Annotated in this window: 16 protein-coding genes and 1 pseudogene; 10 read left to right on the top strand and 7 right to left on the bottom strand. The window is 63.3% G+C overall.

Annotated features, from left to right (window positions below; genetic code table 11):
- Nucleotides 1–4: 4 nt before the first annotated feature.
- The gene (locus tag IVB29_RS03955) at nt 5–844 is read right to left on the bottom strand and encodes a pyruvate, water dikinase regulatory protein (protein WP_247502078.1); all 840 of its coding nucleotides are present in this window, start codon (nt 842–844) and stop codon (nt 5–7) included.
- Between the two features lie 456 nt (nt 845–1300).
- Between IVB29_RS03955 and hemJ the strand changes: the two genes are divergently transcribed.
- The 7 genes from hemJ (at nt 1301) to IVB29_RS03920 (ending at nt 10059) form a co-directional block, all read left to right on the top strand.
- Nucleotides 1301–1735, top strand: a complete 435-nt coding sequence (gene hemJ / locus IVB29_RS03950; protein ID WP_247502077.1) for a protoporphyrinogen oxidase HemJ — start codon at nt 1301–1303, stop codon at nt 1733–1735.
- A 249-nt stretch (nt 1736–1984) separates the two neighbouring features.
- Nucleotides 1985–3250: a transcription termination factor Rho gene (gene rho, locus IVB29_RS03945; protein ID WP_092027681.1), complete on the top strand. Its 1266-nt coding sequence runs from the start codon at nt 1985–1987 to the stop codon at nt 3248–3250.
- A gap of 315 nt (nt 3251–3565) precedes the next feature.
- Nucleotides 3566–4921, top strand: a complete 1356-nt coding sequence (gene mnmE, locus IVB29_RS03940; protein ID WP_247502076.1) for a tRNA uridine-5-carboxymethylaminomethyl(34) synthesis GTPase MnmE — start codon at nt 3566–3568, stop codon at nt 4919–4921.
- 499 nt (nt 4922–5420) lie between these two features.
- A complete protein-coding gene (gene mnmG, locus IVB29_RS03935; protein ID WP_247502075.1) occupies nt 5421–7301 on the top strand; it encodes a tRNA uridine-5-carboxymethylaminomethyl(34) synthesis enzyme MnmG in 1881 nt (626 codons plus the stop codon).
- A gap of 141 nt (nt 7302–7442) precedes the next feature.
- The gene (rsmG, locus tag IVB29_RS03930; RefSeq protein WP_247502346.1) at nt 7443–8084 is read left to right on the top strand and encodes a 16S rRNA (guanine(527)-N(7))-methyltransferase RsmG; all 642 of its coding nucleotides are present in this window, start codon (nt 7443–7445) and stop codon (nt 8082–8084) included.
- A 30-nt stretch (nt 8085–8114) separates the two neighbouring features.
- Nucleotides 8115–8981, top strand: coding sequence for a ParA family protein (locus IVB29_RS03925; protein ID WP_247502074.1), 867 nt, complete (start codon nt 8115–8117; stop codon nt 8979–8981).
- Nucleotides 8982–9171: 190 nt separating this feature from the next.
- The gene (locus tag IVB29_RS03920; RefSeq protein ID WP_247502073.1) at nt 9172–10059 is read left to right on the top strand and encodes a ParB/RepB/Spo0J family partition protein; all 888 of its coding nucleotides are present in this window, start codon (nt 9172–9174) and stop codon (nt 10057–10059) included.
- Nucleotides 10060–10078: 19 nt separating this feature from the next.
- Here the strand turns inward: IVB29_RS03920 and holA are convergent, their stop codons facing one another.
- From holA to leuS, 3 genes are all read right to left on the bottom strand, one after another.
- The gene (holA, locus tag IVB29_RS03915; RefSeq protein ID WP_247502072.1) at nt 10079–11107 is read right to left on the bottom strand and encodes a DNA polymerase III subunit delta; all 1029 of its coding nucleotides are present in this window, start codon (nt 11105–11107) and stop codon (nt 10079–10081) included.
- A 67-nt stretch (nt 11108–11174) separates the two neighbouring features.
- Nucleotides 11175–11726: an LPS assembly lipoprotein LptE gene (locus IVB29_RS03910; protein WP_247502071.1), complete on the bottom strand. Its 552-nt coding sequence runs from the start codon at nt 11724–11726 to the stop codon at nt 11175–11177.
- Nucleotides 11713–14334, bottom strand: coding sequence for a leucine--tRNA ligase (gene leuS / locus IVB29_RS03905; RefSeq protein WP_247502070.1), 2622 nt, complete (start codon nt 14332–14334; stop codon nt 11713–11715). The genes IVB29_RS03910 and leuS overlap by 14 nt, the downstream gene beginning before the upstream one ends.
- A gap of 192 nt (nt 14335–14526) precedes the next feature.
- Here leuS and IVB29_RS03900 point away from each other — a divergent pair.
- A pseudogene (locus IVB29_RS03900) lies at nt 14527–15566 on the top strand (GGDEF domain-containing protein).
- 75 nt (nt 15567–15641) lie between these two features.
- Here IVB29_RS03900 and IVB29_RS03895 read toward each other — a convergent pair.
- Nucleotides 15642–17339 (bottom strand): diguanylate cyclase, encoded by a 1698-nt coding sequence (locus IVB29_RS03895; protein WP_247502069.1) that lies wholly within the window; start codon nt 17337–17339, stop codon nt 15642–15644.
- A gap of 109 nt (nt 17340–17448) precedes the next feature.
- Between IVB29_RS03895 and IVB29_RS03890 the strand changes: the two genes are divergently transcribed.
- Nucleotides 17449–18138, top strand: a complete 690-nt coding sequence (locus IVB29_RS03890) for a YggS family pyridoxal phosphate-dependent enzyme (protein ID WP_247502068.1) — start codon at nt 17449–17451, stop codon at nt 18136–18138.
- Nucleotides 18139–18278: 140 nt separating this feature from the next.
- Here IVB29_RS03890 and IVB29_RS03885 read toward each other — a convergent pair whose 3' ends face one another.
- Complete coding sequence (locus IVB29_RS03885; RefSeq protein ID WP_247502067.1) at nt 18279–19064, bottom strand: fumarylacetoacetate hydrolase family protein; 786 nt, start codon at nt 19062–19064, stop codon at nt 18279–18281.
- Between the two features lie 6 nt (nt 19065–19070).
- Nucleotides 19071–19607, bottom strand: coding sequence for a L,D-transpeptidase family protein (locus IVB29_RS03880; RefSeq protein ID WP_247502345.1), 537 nt, complete (start codon nt 19605–19607; stop codon nt 19071–19073).
- A gap of 238 nt (nt 19608–19845) precedes the next feature.
- Here IVB29_RS03880 and IVB29_RS03875 point away from each other — a divergent pair, with 238 nt between their 5' ends.
- Nucleotides 19846–20532, top strand: a complete 687-nt coding sequence (locus IVB29_RS03875) for a response regulator (protein WP_008142830.1) — start codon at nt 19846–19848, stop codon at nt 20530–20532.
- Nucleotides 20533–20561 lie beyond the last annotated feature (29 nt).

The raw sequence follows: 20561 nt of genomic DNA, 5'->3' as shown, positions 1-20561 counted from the left end.
AAAACTATTCAGAAGGCCGGTTGCGCTGGCGATCGCTGTAGAGCTTCATGATCGCCGCCGCGGTTTCCTCGATTGAGCGACGCGTGACGTCCAGCAGCGGCCAGTCGTGCTTGGCGCTCAGCTTGCGCGCAAACGCGACCTCCTCGGCGACCAACTGCTTGTCGGTGTAGGAGTCGCTGCTGGAATCGGCGCCCATCGAGAGCAGACGGTTCTGCCGGACCTGGATCAGGCGTTCAGGCGTCGCATGCAGGCTCACCACCAGCGGCCGCGTCAGCGTTTCCAATTGCGCCGGCACGGGAATGCCGGGAACCAGTGGCACGTTGGCGGTGCGGATGCCGCGATTGGCGAGATAGATCGACGTCGGAGTCTTGGAGGTGCGGGACACGCCGACTAACACCACATCGGCATCATCGAGACCTTCGACATGCTGACCGTCGTCATGGATCATCGTGTAGTTCAGTGCGTCGATGCGCTTGAAATATTCCGCATTGAGGACGTGCTGGGCGCCGACGCGACCCGTGGTCGCAGCGCCGAGATAGGCCTCGAACAACTGCATCACCGGACCGATGATCGAGAGGCTCGGAACGTTGATGCCCTTGCACTTGTCCTCGAGCCGGGAGACCAGATCCTTCTCCAGCAATGTGAACAGCACGATTCCCGGCGCCTCCTCGATCTCGTCGAGCACGCGGTCGAGCTGCTTCTGGCTACGCACCAGCGGATAGACATGCTCGACCGGGGTGACATTGGCGTACTGTGCCGCGACGGCGCGTGCGACCGTGATCAGCGTCTCGCCGGTGGAGTCGGAGACCAGATGGAGATGGAAATAATTGTTCGAGGTCGGCACAAAAACCCTTTGTATGGAGTCGGTGTGGTCTGTGGATTTCTGTGGACCTTAACCCCTCGGAAAGGGATGCGCGACAGCAGGGGCGGGACAAGTGCCGATTTTCTTCACACCACTGCCCATCGGAACAAGTTTGGCGCGCCTCCGAGAGGGAAATGGGATTGCGCGGACAACTCCCTTGATAAGCTGCCGACAGAAACGCGCAAGCCTTTGACGCTGGCTGACTTATTGAAAGCCGCCGGAGCTGTCAGGGATATGTTGATGGATGTGAACAAGCGTGCGCGAACGCGCGGACAGAATTGTGTGAGTCCAATTCACTGTCACTAAGACTCAAACCTTAAGAATCTAAGATTCTTATTGGAGAAGGGCGCTCCAGATGGATATGTGTGCGCCGAGAGAGCTTAACGAGTTCTTACTATCCCCAGTTCCTTATCGCTGGAGGAAATCCGGGCGCAGGACATGTTCGAAGACGTCTATCTCTGGATCAAGGCGCTGCATGTGATCGCGGTCATCTCCTGGATGGCGGGCATGCTCTATCTGCCGCGGTTGTTCGTTTATCACTGCGAAGCCGAGATCGGCTCGAAGCAGTCGGAAACGTTCAAGGTCATGGAACGCCGGCTGCTCAAGGCGATCATCAACCCCGCCATGATGGTCACCTGGCTCGCCGGGCTGTATCTCGCCTGGTCCGGTCACTGGTTCTCGTTCGGCTGGCTGCACGTAAAACTGGCACTGGTCCTGGCGATGTCCGCGGTCCACGGCTTTTTTTCCCGCTGGGTGAAGGACTTTGCCGCTGACCGGCGCCCGCGGAGCCAGAAATTCTATCGGATTATCAATGAGGTGCCGACCGTCCTGATGATTTTGATCGTCATCATGGTGATCGTGAAGCCGTTCTAGGCAGGGATCGTGAACGATCGCTCAGCGCTTCGGCTTGCGGAGTGGGAAGCGATTTTCTATATTGAGCTTATCCCACCCAACGCAGGCGGATGTGGTTGTGTCTGAGCTTTCCAGAGGCCGGACACCCCATCAGGTTTGAAGCCTCACCGGCACTCACCTTGCCAGACCTGCGGACCTAATCTTTCTCACGTCCGCATTTCAGAGCCTCCTCGCACCCCCTCCCTTAGGTTACCCCACAGGACCACCCCAATGCGGGAAATCAAACTCCAGGACCTCAAGTCGAAAACCCCGGCCGAGCTCGTCTCGTTCGCGGAAGAGCACGGGGTCGAGAACGCCAGCACGATGCGCAAGCAGGAACTGCTGTTCGCCATCCTCAAGCAGCTGGCGCTGGCCGAGACTGACATCGTCGGCGAAGGCGTCGTCGAGGTGCTCTCCGACGGTTTCGGCTTCCTCCGCTCGCCAGACGCGAATTACCTGCCGGGCCCGGATGACATCTACGTTTCGCCTTCGCAGATCCGCCGTTTCGGCCTGCGCACCGGCGACACGATCGAGGGCCACATTCGCAGCCCGAAAGAGGGCGAGCGCTATTTCGCGCTGCTGAAGGTCAATACGCTCAATTTCGAGGACCCGGAAAAGGCCAAGCACAAGGTCAATTTCGACAACCTCACGCCGCTGTTTCCGAACCAGCGTTTCCGCATGGAAATCGACGATCCGACCCGGAAAGACCTGTCTGCAAGAGTGATCGACATCGTCGCGCCGATCGGCAAGGGCCAGCGCGCGCTGATCGTGGCGCCGCCGCGTACGGGTAAAACCGTGCTGATGCAGAACATCGCGCACTCGATCGCGCACAATCATCCCGAATGCTATCTGATCGTGCTTCTGATCGACGAGCGGCCGGAAGAAGTCACGGACATGCAGCGCTCGGTGAAGGGCGAGGTCGTGTCCTCGACCTTCGACGAGCCGGCGGTGCGTCACGTCCAGGTCGCCGAGATGGTGATCGAGAAGGCCAAGCGTCTGGTCGAGCATGGCCGCGACGTCGTCATTCTGCTCGATTCGATCACGCGCCTCGGTCGTGCCTACAACACCGTGGTGCCGTCGTCCGGCAAGGTGCTGACCGGCGGTGTCGACGCCAATGCGTTGCAGCGGCCGAAGCGGTTCTTCGGTGCCGCCCGTAACATCGAGGAGGGTGGCTCGCTGACCATCATTGCGACCGCACTGGTCGATACCGGCAGCCGCATGGACGAAGTCATCTTCGAAGAGTTCAAGGGCACCGGTAACTCCGAACTGATCCTGGACCGCAAGGTCTCTGACAAGCGGACCTTCCCGGCGATCGACATCTCGCGCTCCGGCACCCGCAAGGAGGAGCTCATCACCGATCCGCTGGTCCTGAAAAAGATGTACGTGCTCCGCCGCATCCTGAACCCGATGGGGACGATGGATGGAATTGACTTCCTGCTCGACAAGCTGCGCTCGACCAAGAGCAATTCGGAGTTCTTCGACTCGATGAACACCTGAGCCGGGGTGCAGCAAGAGATCAGAGGGCGCCTTCGGGCGCCCTTTTTGTTGTGCGGCTTTGCTGCAGCGAATGTGCAGCATGGCTGGGAATCTGACACCAGCTCAGAAAGGGAGTTAACATATTGATGTATAAATATAATATGTGACCCATTAGATAGGCGCGCCGCCTGGATAGACGGATTCTGCAGCAAAAATGCTGCAATATATTGCGGTGCAACATAACTCTCTTACTGCGGGATTTGCTGCAACAAAACCCGACCGCGCGTTGATCGAAACGGATGTTTGCCTTTTCGGCGGCAGCCGGACAAATAGGCCATGCACCCGCGAGACCAGACCATCTTTGCGCTGTCGTCCGGCCGTGCGCCGAGCGCGATCGCGGTGGTGCGCGTGTCCGGACCGCAGGCTGGTCTCGTGCTGACGACCCTGGCGGGCAAGCTGCCGGCGCCAAGGCAGGCCAGCCGCCGGCTGCTCCGCGACGGCGCCGGTCAGCCGATCGACGATTCGGTCGTGCTTTGGTTTCCGGGGCCGGCAAGCGCGACCGGCGAGGACGTCGTCGAATTCCATGCTCACGGCGGCCGTGCGGTACTCTCGGCGCTCCTCGCTGTCATTTCGAATATTCCGAATATGCGCGCGGCCGAGCCCGGCGAGTTCACGCGGCGTGCCTTCGAGAACGGTAAGCTCGACCTCACCGAAGCCGAGGGCCTCGACGATCTCATTCACGCCGACACCGACCGCCAACGCCGCCAGGCGCTGCGCCAGTTGCAAGGACTGCTCGGGGACCGCGCGCGCGACTGGCGCGAGCGCATTATCGAGGCTTCGGCGCTGATCGAGGCCGGCATCGATTTTTCCGACGAGGGCGATGTGCCCGCGGAATTGAGGGCACCGGCGGTGAAGGCGATCAAAGCCCTGCACGGCGAAATCGCAAACGTCCTTGCGACACAGGGACATTCTGAGCGCCTGCGTGACGGCCTTGTGGTTGCGATCGCCGGCGAGCCGAATGTCGGCAAGTCTACGCTCATGAATCAGCTGGCCCGTCGTGAGGTCGCGATCGTCTCGCCGCATGCCGGCACCACGCGCGATGTCATCGAAGTTCAGCTCGATCTTGACGGTTATCCCGTTACCGTCATCGACACTGCCGGCATCCGCGAGACTGATGATCCTGTCGAACAGGAAGGTGTGCGCCGGGCGCGGGCGCGCGCCGAAGACGCCGACCTCGTGCTGTGGCTGGTCGAGGGCGCGCAGGCCGCCGATCCCGAGGCGATGCGCTCGCTCTGGAAGTCCGGTGAGGCTAATCGGTCCGGCGGCTCGGTCTGGATCGTGCGCAACAAGATCGACCTGAGCGGACCCGAAGGCGCCCGGCCGCGTGGCGAGTTCGGGATCTCGGCGGGCCGGGGCGATGGCATCCCCGATCTGGTCGAGGCGCTCGTGAAATTCGCGGCTGAGTTCTTTGGGATGAGTGAGGGCGCTGTGGTGACTCGAACCCGTCAGCGTGACTTGTTGTGCCGGGCATCCGACAGCTTGCGCCGGAGCCTGGAGCTTGTAGAAGAGGGCGAAGAGCTGGCCGCCGAAGAGTTGCGCGCCGCCGCCTATGCCTTGGGCCGGCTGTTGGGCCGGGTGGACGTCGAGGACGTCCTCGGAGCTATTTTCCAGAAATTCTGTATCGGAAAGTAGGGCTAGTTCTTCAATGTAGAACTAGCGCTTGTTCCACTGCTTCGTGTTTCACGTGAAACATCGACGATGCCGTTTTCTATGCTGTTTCACGTGAAACAAGTGCCTTTCGATTTCACATCCCGGGCCGTTGCAGCCTTGGCGGCGATCGGCCTGGGCGGCAGGTGACGGTTGAGAGCGACGCCCGCGCCTCGTCATTGCGAGGAGCCCTTGCGACGAAGCAATCAACGCTGCCCCCGCGGTCGGATTCTGGCTTGCTTCGCCTCGCTCGCAATGACGGAGTTCGCAACGGCGACCTCTGATCAGCAGCTCACATCATTCGGTGCTGCGCGAGCAATTTGTCTCTCGTGAAACAGTAGCCTTTTCAACGCCCTTTCTACTGTGCATGGAGTTGTTTTCGCAGAAATGACTCTGCTACCCGCGGCAACCCCGTTTCACGTGAAACACTCGCTCTCCCAGTTTCCACTTCCGGCTTTTTTCGCTGTGGGATAGAACTCCGCCCATGCGGACAGAGCGAGAGAGTTTCGACGTCATCGTCATTGGCGGCGGCCACGCCGGCTGTGAGGCCGCGGCTGCGTCTGCCCGGATGGGCGCGGCCACCGCTCTGGTGACGCATCGTTTCGCGACCGTCGGCGCGATGTCCTGCAATCCCGCCATCGGCGGTCTCGGCAAGGGTCATCTGGTCCGTGAAGTCGATGCGCTCGATGGTTTGATGGGTCGGGTCGGCGATGCCGGCGGCATCCAGTTTCGCGTCCTCAATCGCCGTAAGGGCCCTGCAGTCCGTGGTCCCCGTGCTCAGGCGGATCGAAAGCTCTATGCCGCCGCCATGCAGGCCGCGATCCTGGAGACCGAGGGTCTTTCCGTCGTCGAAGGCGAGGCCGACGAGCTGATCGTGGTCGAGGGACGGGTGACCGGATTGCGTTTGGCAGACGGTCGGAAGCTTCAAGCAGGGGCGGTGGTCGTTACCACCGGCACCTTCCTGCGTGGTCTGATCCATCTCGGTGAGAAGAACTGGCCCGCCGGCCGGGTCGGCGAGGCGCCCGCGATGGGTCTTTCGGCCTCCTTCGAGCGTGCCGGCTTCACACTTGGGCGGCTCAAGACCGGCACTCCGCCGCGTCTGGACGGCAGCACGATCGACTGGTCCGCGGTTGAGATGCAGCCCGGCGACGAGCCGCCGGAGCCGTTCTCGGTCATGACCGAGCGGATCACGACTCCGCAGATCCAGTGCGGCATCACCCGGACGACCTCCGCGACCCATGAGGTGATCCGGGCCAATGTCCATCGCTCCCCGATGTACTCCGGCCAGATCAAGAGCAGCGGTCCCCGCTACTGTCCCTCGATCGAGGACAAGATCGTCCGCTTTGGCGACCGCGACGGCCACCAGATCTTCCTGGAGCCGGAAGGGCTCGACGACAGCACGGTCTATCCCAACGGCATCTCGACCTCGCTGCCGGAGGAGGTCCAGCTCGCGATCCTCGCCACCATCCCCGGCCTGGAGCGAGTGACGATGGTCCGCCCGGGCTACGCCATCGAATATGACCACATCGATCCCCGCGAGCTCGATCCGACCCTCCAAACCAAGCGTTTGCGCGGTCTCTTCCTGGCCGGGCAGATCAACGGCACCACCGGATACGAAGAGGCCGCCGGGCAGGGCATCGTGGCCGGCCTGAACGCCGCGCTGGCCGCGAGTGGTGCCGCGCTGACGGTATTCGACCGTGCCGACGGCTATCTCGGGGTGATGATCGATGACCTCGTCACCCGCGGGATCAGCGAGCCCTATCGGATGTTCACCTCCAGGGCCGAATACCGGCTGACGCTGCGGGCCGACAATGCCGATCAGCGCCTGACAGAGAAGGGGATCGCGCTCGGATGCGTTGGGAGTGCCCGGACCCAGCATCATCGTGCCAAGATGGTGGCGCTGGATGCGGCCCGGACTCTGTCGAAGTCGCTGACCATAACCCCCAACGAGGCGATCAAGCATGGCCTGTCCCTGAACCGGGACGGCCAGCGCCGGTCGGCCTTCGAGCTGATGGCCTATCCGGACATTGGCTGGAGCCAGGTCCGATCGATCTGGCCGGAGCTGTCCACCATCGACCCTGTTATCGCCACCCACCTCGAGATCGACGCCAAATACGACGTCTATCTGGAGCGCCAGAGCGCCGACGTCGAAGCCTTCCGGCGCGACGAGGGGATGGTGCTGTCCGAGATCGACTACAGCCTCGTCCCCGGTCTCTCGAATGAGGTTCGCGCCAAGCTCGAGAAGGCCCGGCCGTTCACGGTCGGCCAGGCCGGTCGAATCGACGGCATGACGCCGGCTGCGCTGGGCATCCTCGCAGCCTATCTCCGCCGTGAGGCACGGAAGACTTCCAAGGCAATTGCATAGGCGTTTCACGTGAAACAGCGCGGATCCGGCGGGGATAGACCGCTATTGCGACGACCCGGAGCGGGCGAGGGCGCCGCTCGCCAACCCGAAGCAGCGCCGGCCAGACCGAAGATCGACAAGGCCAGTGCCAACGATCAGTCGCTGGATGCCATCATCGCCGCCGACAAGCGCGAGGCGTTGAAGCTCGCGCCCGTTTCACATGAAACGGAAGCCCGCCTCGATCGCTACATCGCGCTGCTGCGGGAGTGGCAGGCCAAGACCAATCTCGTCGCGCCCTCGACCTTGCCGCACCTCTGGACCCGGCACATCGCCGACTCGCTTCAGCTCGTCGACCTCGCACCAGCTGCAAAGCGCTGGGCCGACCTCGGCAGCGGCGGCGGCTTTCCCGGCGTCGTGCTCGCCTGCGTCCTGGCTGGGACGCCAGATGCCCGCGTCCACCTCGTCGAGCGAATCGCCAAGAAGGCCGCGTTTTTGCGCGAAGCGATCCGCGTCACCACATCTCCGGGAGTCGTACATCTCGCTGAGATCGGGGATAATGTGGATAGAATCACCGGCCCTGTCGATTGCGTCACCGCCCGCGCGCTGGCTCCGCTACATCAACTGATCGGCTTTGCGGAGCCGCTGATGCGCCAAGGTGCAAAGGCGTTGTTTCTCAAGGGTCAAGATGTAGAGGCTGAATTGACCGAAGCCGCTAAATATTGGAATATTCAGCCGCAGCTCCACCGAAGCCGTACCGGCGATGGTTGGATCGTCGAGCTGACTTCAGTTGAACGGCGCGGGTGAGACGTTCAGGGGTTGAGTGGGGAATTGGCGATGACCGTGATTGACGAACCGCAGCAAGGACAGGCCGACCAAGACAAGGCTGAGGTCCCGCAGGGGCACCCGCGCATCCTCGCGCTGGCGAATCAAAAGGGCGGTGTGGGAAAAACAACCACTGCGATCAATCTCGGCACGGCGCTCGCGGCGATTGGCGAGCGCGTTCTGATCGTCGATCTCGACCCGCAGGGCAACGCCTCGACCGGTCTCGGCATCGATCGCCGCAACCGTTCCTGCTCCACCTATGACGTTCTGGTGGGCGAAGCCTCGTTGCGCGAGGCGGTGGTGCTGACTGCAGTACCGCGGCTGCACATCGCGCCTTCGACCATGGACCTCTCCGGCCTCGAGCTCGAGCTCGGCACCACGCCAGGTCGTGCCTACAAGCTGCGTGACGCGATCAGCACGCTGAACAACAACGTCTCCCCGGACGCCGATTACACCTACGTGCTGATTGACTGTCCGCCTTCGCTCAACCTGATCACCGTGAACGCGATGGCTGCGTCCGATGCGATCCTGGTGCCGCTGCAATGTGAGTTCTTCGCGCTCGAAGGCCTGTCGCAGTTGCTGCAGACGGTGGAGCAGGTGCGCTCGACGCTCAACCCGAACCTGTCGATCCACGGCATCGTGCTGACCATGTTCGACTCGCGCAACAACCTCTCGAACCAGGTCGTCGCCGACGTCAGGCAGTTCATGGGCGAGAAGGTCTACAAGACCATGATCCCGCGCAATGTGCGCATCTCGGAAGCGCCGTCCTACGGCAAGCCGGTGCTGGTCTACGATCTCAAATGCGTCGGCAGCGAAGCCTATCTGCGGCTCGCCACGGAAGTGATCCAGCGCGAGCGCGAGCTGCGCGTCACGCATTGATCCAACAGAGGTGCGTAGGGTGGGTTAGCCGAAGGCGTAACCCACCACTGTCTATCTCCGCGGAAACAGAAGAGGTGGGTTACGCCGAGCAGATGCGAGGCGCATCTGCAGGGCTAACCCACCCTACGATCCTACAAGTTACGACAATTCAGTTCTGGAGTGCTGCACCGTGAATCCAAGGGAGCTGGCGATGGCCGACGAAGCGCGTTCGCGACTGGGCCGGGGTCTTGCAAGTCTGATCGGTGATGTCGGCGGCGAGGCGCAGCATGTCGATCGTCCGCGCGCGCAGCGCAAGGTGCCGATCGAATTCATCAAGCCCAATCCGCGCAATCCCCGTCGCACTTTTTCGGAAACCGAGCTCAAGGAGCTCTCCGACTCCATCAAGCAGCACGGCGTGATCCAGCCGATCGTGGTGCGTCCGGTGAAGGGCGCGCAGGACCGTTTCGAGATCATCGCCGGCGAGCGGCGCTGGCGCGCCTCGCAAATGGCCGGCCTCCACGAGGTGCCGATCGTTCCCGTCGACATCAGCGACAGCGATGCGCTCGAGTTCGCGATCGTCGAGAACGTGCAGCGCGAAGACCTCAACCCGATGGAAGAAGCGCAGGGTTATCACGCGCTTGCCAACGAGTTCAAACGCAGCCAGGACGATATCGCAAAAGTCGTCGGCAAGAGCCGCAGCCATGTCGCCAACATGATGCGGCTGACGAAGTTGCCGGCCGAGGTGCAAGCATTCGTCGCGGAGGGCCAGTTGACCGCCGGTCACGCCCGCGCGTTGATCGGCGTGCCGGATCCGCTCGCCGCCGCCAAGCGCATCGTCGAGGAGGGCCTCAACGTCCGCCAGGCCGAAGCGCTCGCGCATGAAGAGGGCGTGCCGGAGCGCAAGCCGCAAAAAGCGCGCGCCACCGGAGGCAAGGAAAAGGACCCCGATACGGTCGACCTCGAAAAGCGCGTCAGCGACGCGCTCGGCCTCAAGGTCACCGTCAGTCACCGCGACCCCGGCGGCTCGGTGCAGATCAACTACCGCAACCTCGATCAGCTCGACGAAGTGATGAAGCGGCTGGCGAAAGGCGCGCTGTAACCGCGTCGACTCGTAGGGCTTAGCCCCGCCGCTTCGCATTCGCGGCGATCGCCATCAGCGTGCGCTGGGCGATGGCGGCGGCCAGTGTCGATTGCTTGCGGGTGTCGAGCGCGGCGGTCGCAAGCTGCTCGATGATTCCTGCGAGCCGCGCCACGCTGAAATTGCGCAGCGCGGTTTCGACCGCGGGCTTTCGTGAAAAATGCAGGCGCGGATAACCACCGTCGAGCACAGTGGACGCCGGCGTGCCGTCGGCGATCGCAAGCGCCGATTTGTGCAGCCACGCGGCCTGGCGCTGTGCCGCGGAGATGATCACGCCGGGATAGGTGCCCGCGATCATGGCCTTGGCGAATTCGGTCTCGACGATATCAGGCCGGCCGGCGAAGGCGCCGTCGACGATCGGATCGAGCTTCAGCTCGGATGCGTCCGCAACCACGGCCATCACGTCATCCAGCGTGATCTCGCCCTTGCCGTGGGCGTAGAGCGTGAGCTTGCGCAGCTCGTTGCGCGAGGCCTGGCGGTCGCCGCCGAGGAACGACATCAGCGCGGCGCGGGCATCCTGCGCGATGCGCAGATTGGCGATACGGAGTTCGTCTTCCATCAGCTTGGCGAGGTCGCGCTCGGTGTCGGGATAGCAGCCGATCGCCACGGCCGCCTTGGCCTTCTCGCAGGCTTTGCGCAGCGGCGATTCCGGGCGCAGCTCGCCGGCCTCGATCACGATGCGGCAATCCTTCACACCCATCTCCGCCAGCGTGTCGACGCCGCTGGCAAAGCTGCGCGAGCCGGCGCGGATGCGAATGGCGCGGCGGCCGCCGAACAGCGGCACCGTCATGGCCTCGTCGACGAGGCGCGATGGCTCGGCGGAGAGCTCGTCGCCGTCGAGTTTTACAAGCGAGAAGGGATCGTTGGGATCGTCGACGGCCGAGGCGATCAGCGCATCGGCGCGCTCACGCACGAGGCCGGCGTCGGGACCGTAGAGCAGGATGATCGGTCGGCCCGCATCTGGGCGGGCGAGGAAGGTGTCGATCTCTTTTCCGCGTAGCGCGACCATGCCGCCTCAAGCGCGTCATCCGGGGCCGCCTTGCGGGCGCCCCGAGATGAGACGGGAATGAACTGAACTAAGTGCCCGCGGTGAAGAACGAGGCGAGCCGGGTATTGATGTTCTCGGCGATCTCGTTGGCGGCACGATCCTCCGCATCGCGCACGGCGCGGTTGCGGGCGAAGCGCTGGTAGGAGCCGGGCATGTCATAGGACAGGCGCGAGAACGTCGTGCCGGTCATCACCGACTTGCCGCTCACAACCTCGATCAAATTGTACTGGCAGTCGATACCGTAGTTTTCACTGGTCGGCAGGCCGGTGCTGGGATCGACGATCAAGGACGATCTGCTGGAATTGAATCGGATCACCAGGCGATGGGTCGGCGGCATGCCGGTGGCCGTGCCATAGAGCTTGAAGGCCAGGGCGTTGCGGACCTCGACGCCGACACGGGCCTCGCGGGAGGCGTTCGCCTTGTCGATCGGCGGCAGCTCGACGCCCATCAGCTTCTCGCGGAGGCCAGGCGTGCCGTCGGTGTGCTCGGCATACATCGGCTGGAAGCAGCCGGCCGTCAGCGCCGCCAGAACGGCGACCGCCAGCAAGCGGGCTGCGATGCGGATCCTAGCCGACAACATTCACGATCCTCTTGGGGACGATGATCACCTTGCGGACGGGCTTGCCGTCCAGGGCCAGCTTTACCGCATCGAGGGCCAAAACGGCAGCCTCGATTTCCGGATTCTGGGCCGCTGTTGCAACTGTGACCTCACCCCGCTTCTTGCCGTTGACCTGAACCACCAGGGTCACAGCGTCTTCAACCAGCAAATCGCGTTCGATTTGGGGCCAATTGGCCTCCGAAACCAGCCCGGAGTGACCCAGCACCTGCCAGCACTCCTCGGCCAGATGCGGCATCATCGGGGAGAACAGCTGGACCAGGATCTGGCTGGCTTCGCGGATCGCCCAAGCCAAATCTGGAGCAGGCTGGCCGGGGCGCTGGAGCACCTCCGAGAACGTATTCGTGAATTCGCGGATATGGGCGAGGCAGACGTTGAAGTGCAGCCGCTCGACGCCGGTGGTGACCTTGTCGAGCGCGCCATGGGTGGCCTTGCGCAGGAGTAACGCGTCCGGACCGAATGAAGTTGGCCGGGCCGCCGGCGCCTTGCCGAGTTCCACGGCATCGTTCACCAGCCGCCATAGCCGCTGCACGAAGCGCGAGGCGCCCTGGACGCGCTCGTCGCTCCAGATCACGTCGCGGTCGGGCGGGGAGTCCGACAGCATGAACCAGCGGGCGACGTCGGCGCCGTAGGTCGCGATGATGTCGTCGGGGTCGACCGTGTTCTTCTTCGACTTGGACATCTTCTCGATCGCGCCGATCTGGATGTCTTCGCCTGTGCTGAGCAGCGTCGCGCGGCGGCCGTTACCGCCGACCTCGATCTTCACCTCGGCTGGCTGCACCCAGCTGCCGTCGGCCTTCTGGTAGGTCTCGTGCACCACCATGCCCTGCGTGAACATGCCGGCAAACGGCTCGTCCAGCGCGATATGCCCGGTTGCTTTCATCGCGCGCGTGAAGAAGCGGCTGTAGAGCAGATGCAGGATCGCGTGCTCGACGCCCCCGATATACTGGTCGACCGGCAGCATCCGGTTGGCCACCGGGGGCGTGGTCGGTGCGTTCTCGTTCCAGGGATCGGTGAAGCGCGCAAAATACCAGGACGAATCCACGAAGGTGTCCATCGTGTCGGTTTCGCGCTGCGCCTTGCCGCCGCATTTCGGGCAGGTGACGTGCTTCCAGGTCGGATGATGGTCGAGCGCGTTACCCGGCTTGTCGAAGCTCACGTCCTCGGGCAGCACCACCGGCAGGTCGGCATCCGGCACCGGCACCACGTCGCACTTCGGACAGTGGATCACCGGAATCGGGCAGCCCCAATAGCGCTGGCGCGAAATGCCCCAATCGCGCAGGCGGAAATTCACCTGGCGCTCGCCGACCGGCATGTTGCCGCGCAGCTCGTTTTCCAGCCGCTTTGCGACCTCGTCCTTGGCCTGATCGATGGTCATGCCGTCGAGGAAGCGCGAATTGATCATGCGGCCGTCACCGTCATAGGCGGTGTCGGTGATGACGAAGGTCTTGGGATCCTGGCCCTCGGGGCATACGACCGGAATGTTGCCGAGACCGTACTTGTTGACGAAGTCGAGGTCGCGCTGGTCATGCGCGGGGCAGCCGAAGATGGCGCCGGTGCCGTATTCCATCAGCACGAAGTTGGCGACATAGACCGGCAGCTTCCAGCTCGGATCGAACGGATGCACCGCGCGGATGCCGGTGTCAAAACCCTGCTTCTCCGCGGTGTCAATGATCGACTGTGCGGTGCCGATCTTCTTGATGTCGGCGATGAACTCCGCAAGCTTCGGGTTCTTCGCAGCGGCCGCCTGCGCCAGCGGATGGTCCGACGAGATCGCCATGAACTTCGCGCCGAACAGCGTGTCCGGTCGCGTCGTGAAAATCTTCAGCTCGCTCTCGCCGGCGGGCGTGGTCGCCTGATCCAGCGCGAAGCGCACCAGCAGACCCTCGGACCGGCCGATCCAGTTGCGCTGCATCAGCCGCACCTTGTCGGGCCAGCGGTCCAGCCCGTCGAGTGCGTCCAGCAGCTCCTGCGAGTACTTCGTGATCTTGAAGACCCACTGGCTCATCTCGCGCTGTTCGACAACGGCTCCGGAGCGCCAGCCGCGGCCGTCGATCACCTGCTCGTTGGCGAGCACGGTCATGTCGACCGGATCCCAGTTGAGCTTGCGCTTCTCGCGCTCGGCGAGGCCAGCGCCGAGCATGTCCAAAAACATCTTCTGCTGATGCTTGTAGTAGCTGGGGTCGCAGGTCGCGAATTCGCGGGACCAGTCCAGCGACAGCCCGATCGAGCGGAGCTGCTTCTTCATCGCGGCGATGTTGTCGTAGGTCCAGGCTTTTGGCGCGACCTTGCGCTCGATGGCAGCGTTCTCGGCGGGCAGGCCGAAGGCGTCCCAGCCCATCGGGTGCAGCACGTTGAACCCCTTGGCGCGCTTGAAGCGAGCCAGCACGTCGCCGAGCGTGTAATTGCGGACATGGCCGATATGGATGCGCCCGGACGGGTACGGGAACATCTCGAGCACATAATATTTCGGCCGCGAATCGTCGTTCTTCGAGACGAAGATCGCCTGCTGGTCCCAGGCAGCCTGCCAGCGCGGTTCGGCGTCACGGGCGTTGTAGCGTTCGGAGGTCATGGAATCGTTGGGTTTTCGTGGATTCGGCCGTCTAAAGACGGCGGACTAGGCCATAGAAGTCCTCGGGGGGTCAATGGGTTGCCGCAGGTTGCGGCGCCCCGGCAATGCTGGTCCGCAAAAGTACGGAGCGGCCTATTGGGATCGGGTTAAGGGGTCGGTGCGAGGTTGGCTGGCAACAGCACCCGCCAGGCGATGGATTCAGGTTTCGACGATCTCGATTACGACTATGCCGCGTCCATTGCAGGACGGGCAGTGCGGAGCATGGCCGAACAGCGGATTCCGCCGACGCCGACCAATTTTGCCGTCTGGTTCCAATATTTCGCAGGCAGCCATGACGATTTGCGCAACGCCATCGATCTCCTGATCGACCACAACCGTCCCTTCGATATCAGGACCAATCAGGATCTGTTCGAGACCTATGTCGCGCCCCAGGCAGCTACCGTCGGGACGTCGGAGCGGCTGCATGCCCTGATGGGCGCCGCAAAGGAGTTTCTGGCGACCGCGATCGCGGACAACCATTCGCAAATGCAGGCGATCAGCGAGGTCGCTGACCAGGGCAAGGCCGGTGTCGACCCGAAGGCGCTGGTCGCCCAGCTCATGGACGAGCTCGCCCGCGCCGCCACGCGGGCGACGCATCTGGAGGCGGGCTTTGCTGAAAAGCCCGCGAGCTCGACGTCATCAGGGATTCGCTTTCCAAATCCGAGGAGCGCGCGCGGACCGACACGCTGACGGGGCTGGCGAACCGGCGGGCGCTCGATGAATTCCTGCGCAAGGCGCAGCTGACTGCGGACTGGGGCGAGCCGCTCAGCGTGCTCTTGCTCGACATCGATCACTTCAAGACCTTCAACGACGATTTCGGCCATGGTGTCGGCGACCAGGTGCTGCGCCTGATGGCGAAGGTGCTGCGCGAAAAGGTTCGCGAACAGGATCTGCCGGCCCGCTATGGCGGCGAGGAGCTGATCGCCGTGATGCCGGGCGCTGATCTTGCCACTTGCGCCGAGCTCGCCGAGCGCATCAGGCACGCGATTGCCGAATGCACGATCACGCGCCGCTCGACCGGCGAAATCCTGCCCAATATCAGCGTGTCGATCGGCGTGGCGCAGTATCGTTCCGGTGAAGCGATCGCCGATCTCATCGAGCGCTGCGACCGCGCGCTCTATCTCGCCAAGGGCGGCGGCCGCAATCTTGTGATGACGGAAGTTGAGCTTGATCGCGCTGGGGCTGCGGGCTAGCTGCCGACGACGGTGCGCTCCGTCGCCCCCTTTCTTACGGGGAGAGGTGAAGACAGCACCGTTCTTGGTTGAAGATCAGCCCGCCATCGCGATTGCGGCGGCGCCGTTGTCGATCACCATGATGCCGTGCTCGACGACGTTGTTGCGGCCGCGGTGCTTTGCGGCGTAGAGCGCGGCGTCGGCGGCTTCGATCAGGTCGCCGGGGCGCAGGCTCTCATTCGGCTTCGTCGCGGCGACGCCGATGGAAACCGTGACGATCATGTGGGCGGAGGTGATGTGCGGCAGACAAAGCCTCAGCACGGCCGCGCGCACCAGCTCGCCGATCTCGACGGCGCGGTGCACATCGGTGTTCGGCAGCAGCAGGCAGAATTCCTCGCCGCCATAGCGCGCCGCAAAGCCCATCGTGTCGGCGGCGATGCCGGAGAGCGATTCGCCGAGCCTGGTCAGACAGGAATCGCCTTCGAGATGGCCGTAGGTGTCGTTGAACAGCTTGAAATGGTCGACGTCGATCATCAGCAGAGCGAGGTCGCTGCTATATTGCTGCGCGCGCATCCATTCGAAGTCGAGCCGGCTCTGGAAGCCGCGGCGGTTGGCGAGGCCCGACAGCATGTCGATCGAGGCCATCACGGTCAGGCGGTCATTGCTCGCGATCAGCTCGCGCTCGCGCTGGCTCAGCTGTGCGGCCATCGCATTGAAGGCGCGTGCCAGCGGCACGAACTCGGCCGGCAGGCGATTGCGCGCCGCGCGCGCCGACAGATCGCCCTCGCCGAGACGTTTGGCCATGTCGGCCAGCATCTCGATCGGCTTGATCACGAGCTTCTCGGCCGCGATGAGCGCGCCGAGCAAGACGAACACGACGACGAAGGCGAGCTGGAGATAGGCGGTGCGGATGTCGCGGCTCACCGCCGCGGACACCTTGTCCTCGTCGATGCTGGCGATCAGGCGGGCATTGGTGCCGGCGATGCGGATATAGCTGACCGCGCGGCGGGAGCCGTCGGCGGCGAGGAAAGACAGCGAGCCTTCGTCCTGGTCCGACCGCAGCGCCTTGTCGGCGATCGCCGACATCAGGGGCATGTTGTCGAGCGGACGCCCGATCGCGCTGTGCTGGTCGGCCGGTGCGGCGAGCACGGTGCCGGCGCTGTCGACCAGCACGGCGGTGATGCCGGCGCGGCCGCCGAGATTGTTCATGACCTTCGACATCCAGTCGAGGTTCACGGTGGCGAGCACGACGGCGTCCGCGACGCCGCTGAACGCGGACACCGGATAGACCGCCATGACGGTCGGCGACGGCACCGGCCGCGACAGGATGAAGTCGCTCAGCACGAAACGGCCGGTTTCCTGCGCCTGCTGGAAGTACGGCCGGTCGCTGAGATCGAGGCCGACATACATGTTGTTGGTGGCGCACTGGATGCGGCCATCCTGGCCGGCGATCAACAGCGTGCGGATCCAGGGCAGGTTCGACGGCAGGCTGGCGCGCAGCACGTCGCAGCTCTTGCTGATGCCGCCGGCGGAGGCGCGGATGAAGGCTTCCGATTTCAGGATGGTCTCGACCGACGAGATCACCTCGCGCTGGGCATCGGCGCTGTGCCTTGCGACGGTGGTGAATTCGGCCGCGGCCTGCGCGATTTGCTTCGCGCGCGTATCCTCGAGTGAACGGATGCGCTCGAACATCAAGGGCGTCACCAGAATCACCGCGAGCAACGCAAGCCGCGCCCGGATTCCGAGAACCTGCTTGAGTTTCGCTCGTTTGCGGTTGAAACTGAGTTTTGCCATATTCGCTGCCCACCCCGCGGGCTAAGGTAAAGCGAAGGGTTCAAAAACTCTTTCTTGAACTCGGTAAAATTAGAACTAGCTCCGCAACAATCCAATCCGATCCGACGTCATGACAGAAGAAAACACCGCGCCGATAACCGGCCATTCACCAAACGCGCTCGCCGCGGTCGAGGCCGAGATTGCACGTGCCTGCAAGGAAGCGCGTCGCGATCGCGCCTCCGTCACGCTGATCGCGGTGTCGAAAACATTCGACGCGGATGCAATTACCCCGGTCGTCGCCGCCGGACAGCGTGTATTTGGCGAGAATCGGGTGCAGGAGGCCAAAGGCAAATGGCCAGCGTTAACGTCTGTTTACTCCGGTATCGCGCTGCATCTGATCGGGCCGCTGCAATCCAACAAGGCGAAAGAGGCGGTGGCGCTGTTCGACGCCATCCATTCGGTTGACCGTCCGAGCATTTGCCAGGCGTTAGCCAAAGAAATCGAATCCCAGAAAAAGCACCCGGAACTGTTCGTCCAAATCAACATCGGCGAAGAAGCGCAGAAGGCCGGCGTCGCTCCCGATCAGGCCGATGCCTTCCTCGCGAGCTGCCGCGATACCTATGGGCTGACGATTTCCGGGTTGATGTGCATCCCGCCGGTCGACGAGCCGCCGGCGGCCCATTTCGCGCTGACCGCCAAGATCGCGGAGCGTAACGGGTTGAAGAAGCTCTCGATGGGCATGAGCGCGGATTTCGCCACAGCCATCATGTTGGGTGCCACCCATGTCCGTGTGGGGAGCGCGATCTTCGGGCACCGATGATCGCCGTTAGCGAGGGGCGTGCCCGGCAACCACTATCGAGTTCGTCGTTGCGAGCGCGGCGAAGCAAGTCAGAATCGTTCCGCGGAGACAGTCTGGATTGCTTCGTCGCAAGGGCTTCCCGCAATGACGGATGAGGCGACTTACGCGAACGCCACCGACACCTTCCCCAACACCCCAAAGTCCACCGCAAAATGATCGCCGGCCTGGATCGTCAGCGGCGGATGGCATGTGCCTGTCGTCACCACCTCCCCTGCCCGCAAGGTGATGCCGAGCCCGCGCAGCTCGTTGGCAAGCCAGGCCAAGGCAATTCGGGGATCGCCAAGCACGTTCTTGCCATGGCCGAGATAGTGCTGGCCGCGTAGCGTGATCCGCGGCTGCTCCTCGACGAGATCCATCGCGCGCCAGTTCGCAATTGTCGGCGCACCCAGCACGAACAGATGCGCGCAGGCCTGGTCGGCAATGAGTTGCGCCTCGCCGGCGCTGGCGAAGTCGGCAAAGCGCGAATCCGGAATCTCGATCGCAGGATGCAAGGTGTCGACGGCGGCCAGCACCTCGTCGACAGTGTGCGGTGCCGCGCGCGGCGGCAGATCGCGGCCCATGCGGAAGGCGAACTCAGGCTCGCCGACACGCATCTCGTTGCCCTTCATCGACGCGGTGCCGCCGTCGGCGATCACGCTATCGCTCATGATGCGACCGGCCAGCGGGCCCGCGACATTGATGTGCTTCTGTCCGGCCTCGCTCGTCGCCGCGATCTTCCAGCCGAACAGCTTTCCGGGCGATTGGTTCTCAAGGACGGCCTGGATCGCATAACCATCAGCGCGGCTCTGCGGCCGCAGATTTCTTTCCAGCGCGTCAATCTTGGTGCCGTCGCGCCAATGCTGGACGAGCACGCGCGATGCGGCGGCAATCTGATCCTTGTCCAGCATGTGTCCTCACCCGATGATGATTTTTGTTTTGGGTCCCAGCCGCCGCAGCAGTTGGAGCATCGCCGCCTTGGTCATGGAGACGCAACCCGCGGTCGGCCCGAAATTGTCGCGCGCCAGATGCAGGAATACGGCGCTGCCGCGGCCGGCAATGCGTGGCCGGGTGTTGTGGTCGATTTCGATGATGAAGTCATAGAGTTGGTCGGCCCGCTTGAGCCGGTCGCCGCCCTGCTCCCGGTCGAGCCGGATAGCCTGATTATAATGGCGGTCGCTGGGGTCCTCGCACCAGGCGTCGGTGTCGCCGATGGCCTTCGCCGGTAGAAAAGTCTGCGGGCGGCTATGCCGGTCGCCCCGCCACCACAATTGCCTGGGGCGAAAACTGCCCCTGGGCGTGCCGCCATCGCCCTCGCGCTTGTTCGCCAAAATGCCGCCACGCCCCAGCGCCACCGGGATCGTCAGCGCTCCCGCGGTCAGCCAACCCCGGCGTGGATTCCCGGCGGCAGCCTTAACGCGGATCGCGGATAATGGTCCGGAGCCTCGTTTCATGGTATAACTAACTGACACAGCTTTGTTTTTCATGTGAACGTGCGATGTCGAATTCATTACAGGACATTCATCAAGGCGCCCTGCTATTCTGAGTTAGAGTGGTTCTGGCTTGTGAATCGGTAACAGCCCACTACTTCAACACGAACAACAATAATAACGGCGACTCCCCTAAACTTCCCCTCGCGGCTGGGCGCGGCATGCATGCGCGCCGAGCCGGACTCCAAAAGGATGATACCCCATGGCCAATGCCCGCAAGATCCTGATCGTGGATGACGATACCGATCTGCGCGACACGTTGGTGGAGCAATTATCGCTGCACGAAGAATTCGAAGCCTCCGCCGTCGATACCGGCGCCAAGGGCGCGAGCGCCGCAAAGGCCAATTCTCCCGATCTCGTCCTGATGGATGTCGGCCTGCCCGACACCGACGGCCGTGAAGTTGTCCGGTCCTTGCGCAAGGGCGGGTTCAAGGCCCCGATCATCATGCTGACCGGCCACGACACCGATTCCGACACGATTTTGGGCCTGGAATCCGGCGCCAACGACTATGTCGCAAAGCCGTTCCGCTTCGCCGTGCTGCTGGCTCGCATCCGCGCCCAGCTTCGCCAGCACGAAGCCAGCGAGGACGCGGTGTTCTCGGTCGGCCCCTATTCCTTCCGTCCGGGCTCGAAGATGCTGACCGCGGCCAATGCGCGCAAGGTTCGCCTCACCGAGAAGGAAACCGCCATCCTCCGCTTCCTCTACCGGGCCGGCCAGATGCCGGTCTCGCGCGAGACCCTGCTCCAGGAGGTCTGGGGCTACAATTCCGGTGTCACCACCCACACGCTGGAAACCCACATCTACCGGCTCCGCCAGAAGATCGAGAAGGATGCCGCCAACCCGGAAATCCTGGTCACGGAAGCCGGTGGCTACAAGCTGGTGCCGTGATACGCTTCCGGGGCATGCGAATCGTTTTA

It is taken from the genome of Bradyrhizobium sp. 1 (assembly GCF_023073315.1).
Taxonomy (GTDB): domain Bacteria; phylum Pseudomonadota; class Alphaproteobacteria; order Rhizobiales; family Xanthobacteraceae; genus Bradyrhizobium.
Note: the sequence above shows the minus strand (reverse complement) of the source record. Positions and strands in the feature narration are given on the sequence as shown.

Excerpts from the sequence above, each read along its gene's own strand:
- hemJ (WP_247502077.1), top strand. The coding sequence starts at position 1,301 with ATGTTCGAAGACGTCTATCTCTGGATCAAGGCGCTGCATGTGATCGCG.
- rho (WP_092027681.1), top strand. The coding sequence starts at position 1,985 with ATGCGGGAAATCAAACTCCAGGACCTCAAGTCGAAAACCCCGGCCGAG.
- mnmE (WP_247502076.1), top strand. The coding sequence starts at position 3,566 with ATGCACCCGCGAGACCAGACCATCTTTGCGCTGTCGTCCGGCCGTGCG.
- mnmG (WP_247502075.1), top strand. The coding sequence starts at position 5,421 with ATGCGGACAGAGCGAGAGAGTTTCGACGTCATCGTCATTGGCGGCGGC.
- IVB29_RS03925 (WP_247502074.1), top strand. The coding sequence starts at position 8,115 with ATGACCGTGATTGACGAACCGCAGCAAGGACAGGCCGACCAAGACAAG.
- IVB29_RS03920 (WP_247502073.1), top strand. The coding sequence starts at position 9,172 with ATGGCCGACGAAGCGCGTTCGCGACTGGGCCGGGGTCTTGCAAGTCTG.
- holA (WP_247502072.1), bottom strand. The coding sequence starts at position 11,107 with ATGGTCGCGCTACGCGGAAAAGAGATCGACACCTTCCTCGCCCGCCCA.
- IVB29_RS03910 (WP_247502071.1), bottom strand. The coding sequence starts at position 11,726 with ATGTTGTCGGCTAGGATCCGCATCGCAGCCCGCTTGCTGGCGGTCGCC.
- leuS (WP_247502070.1), bottom strand. The coding sequence starts at position 14,334 with ATGACCTCCGAACGCTACAACGCCCGTGACGCCGAACCGCGCTGGCAG.
- IVB29_RS03895 (WP_247502069.1), bottom strand. The coding sequence starts at position 17,339 with ATGGCAAAACTCAGTTTCAACCGCAAACGAGCGAAACTCAAGCAGGTT.
- IVB29_RS03890 (WP_247502068.1), top strand. The coding sequence starts at position 17,449 with ATGACAGAAGAAAACACCGCGCCGATAACCGGCCATTCACCAAACGCG.
- IVB29_RS03885 (WP_247502067.1), bottom strand. The coding sequence starts at position 19,064 with ATGCTGGACAAGGATCAGATTGCCGCCGCATCGCGCGTGCTCGTCCAG.
- IVB29_RS03880 (WP_247502345.1), bottom strand. The coding sequence starts at position 19,607 with ATGAAACGAGGCTCCGGACCATTATCCGCGATCCGCGTTAAGGCTGCC.
- IVB29_RS03875 (WP_008142830.1), top strand. The coding sequence starts at position 19,846 with ATGGCCAATGCCCGCAAGATCCTGATCGTGGATGACGATACCGATCTG.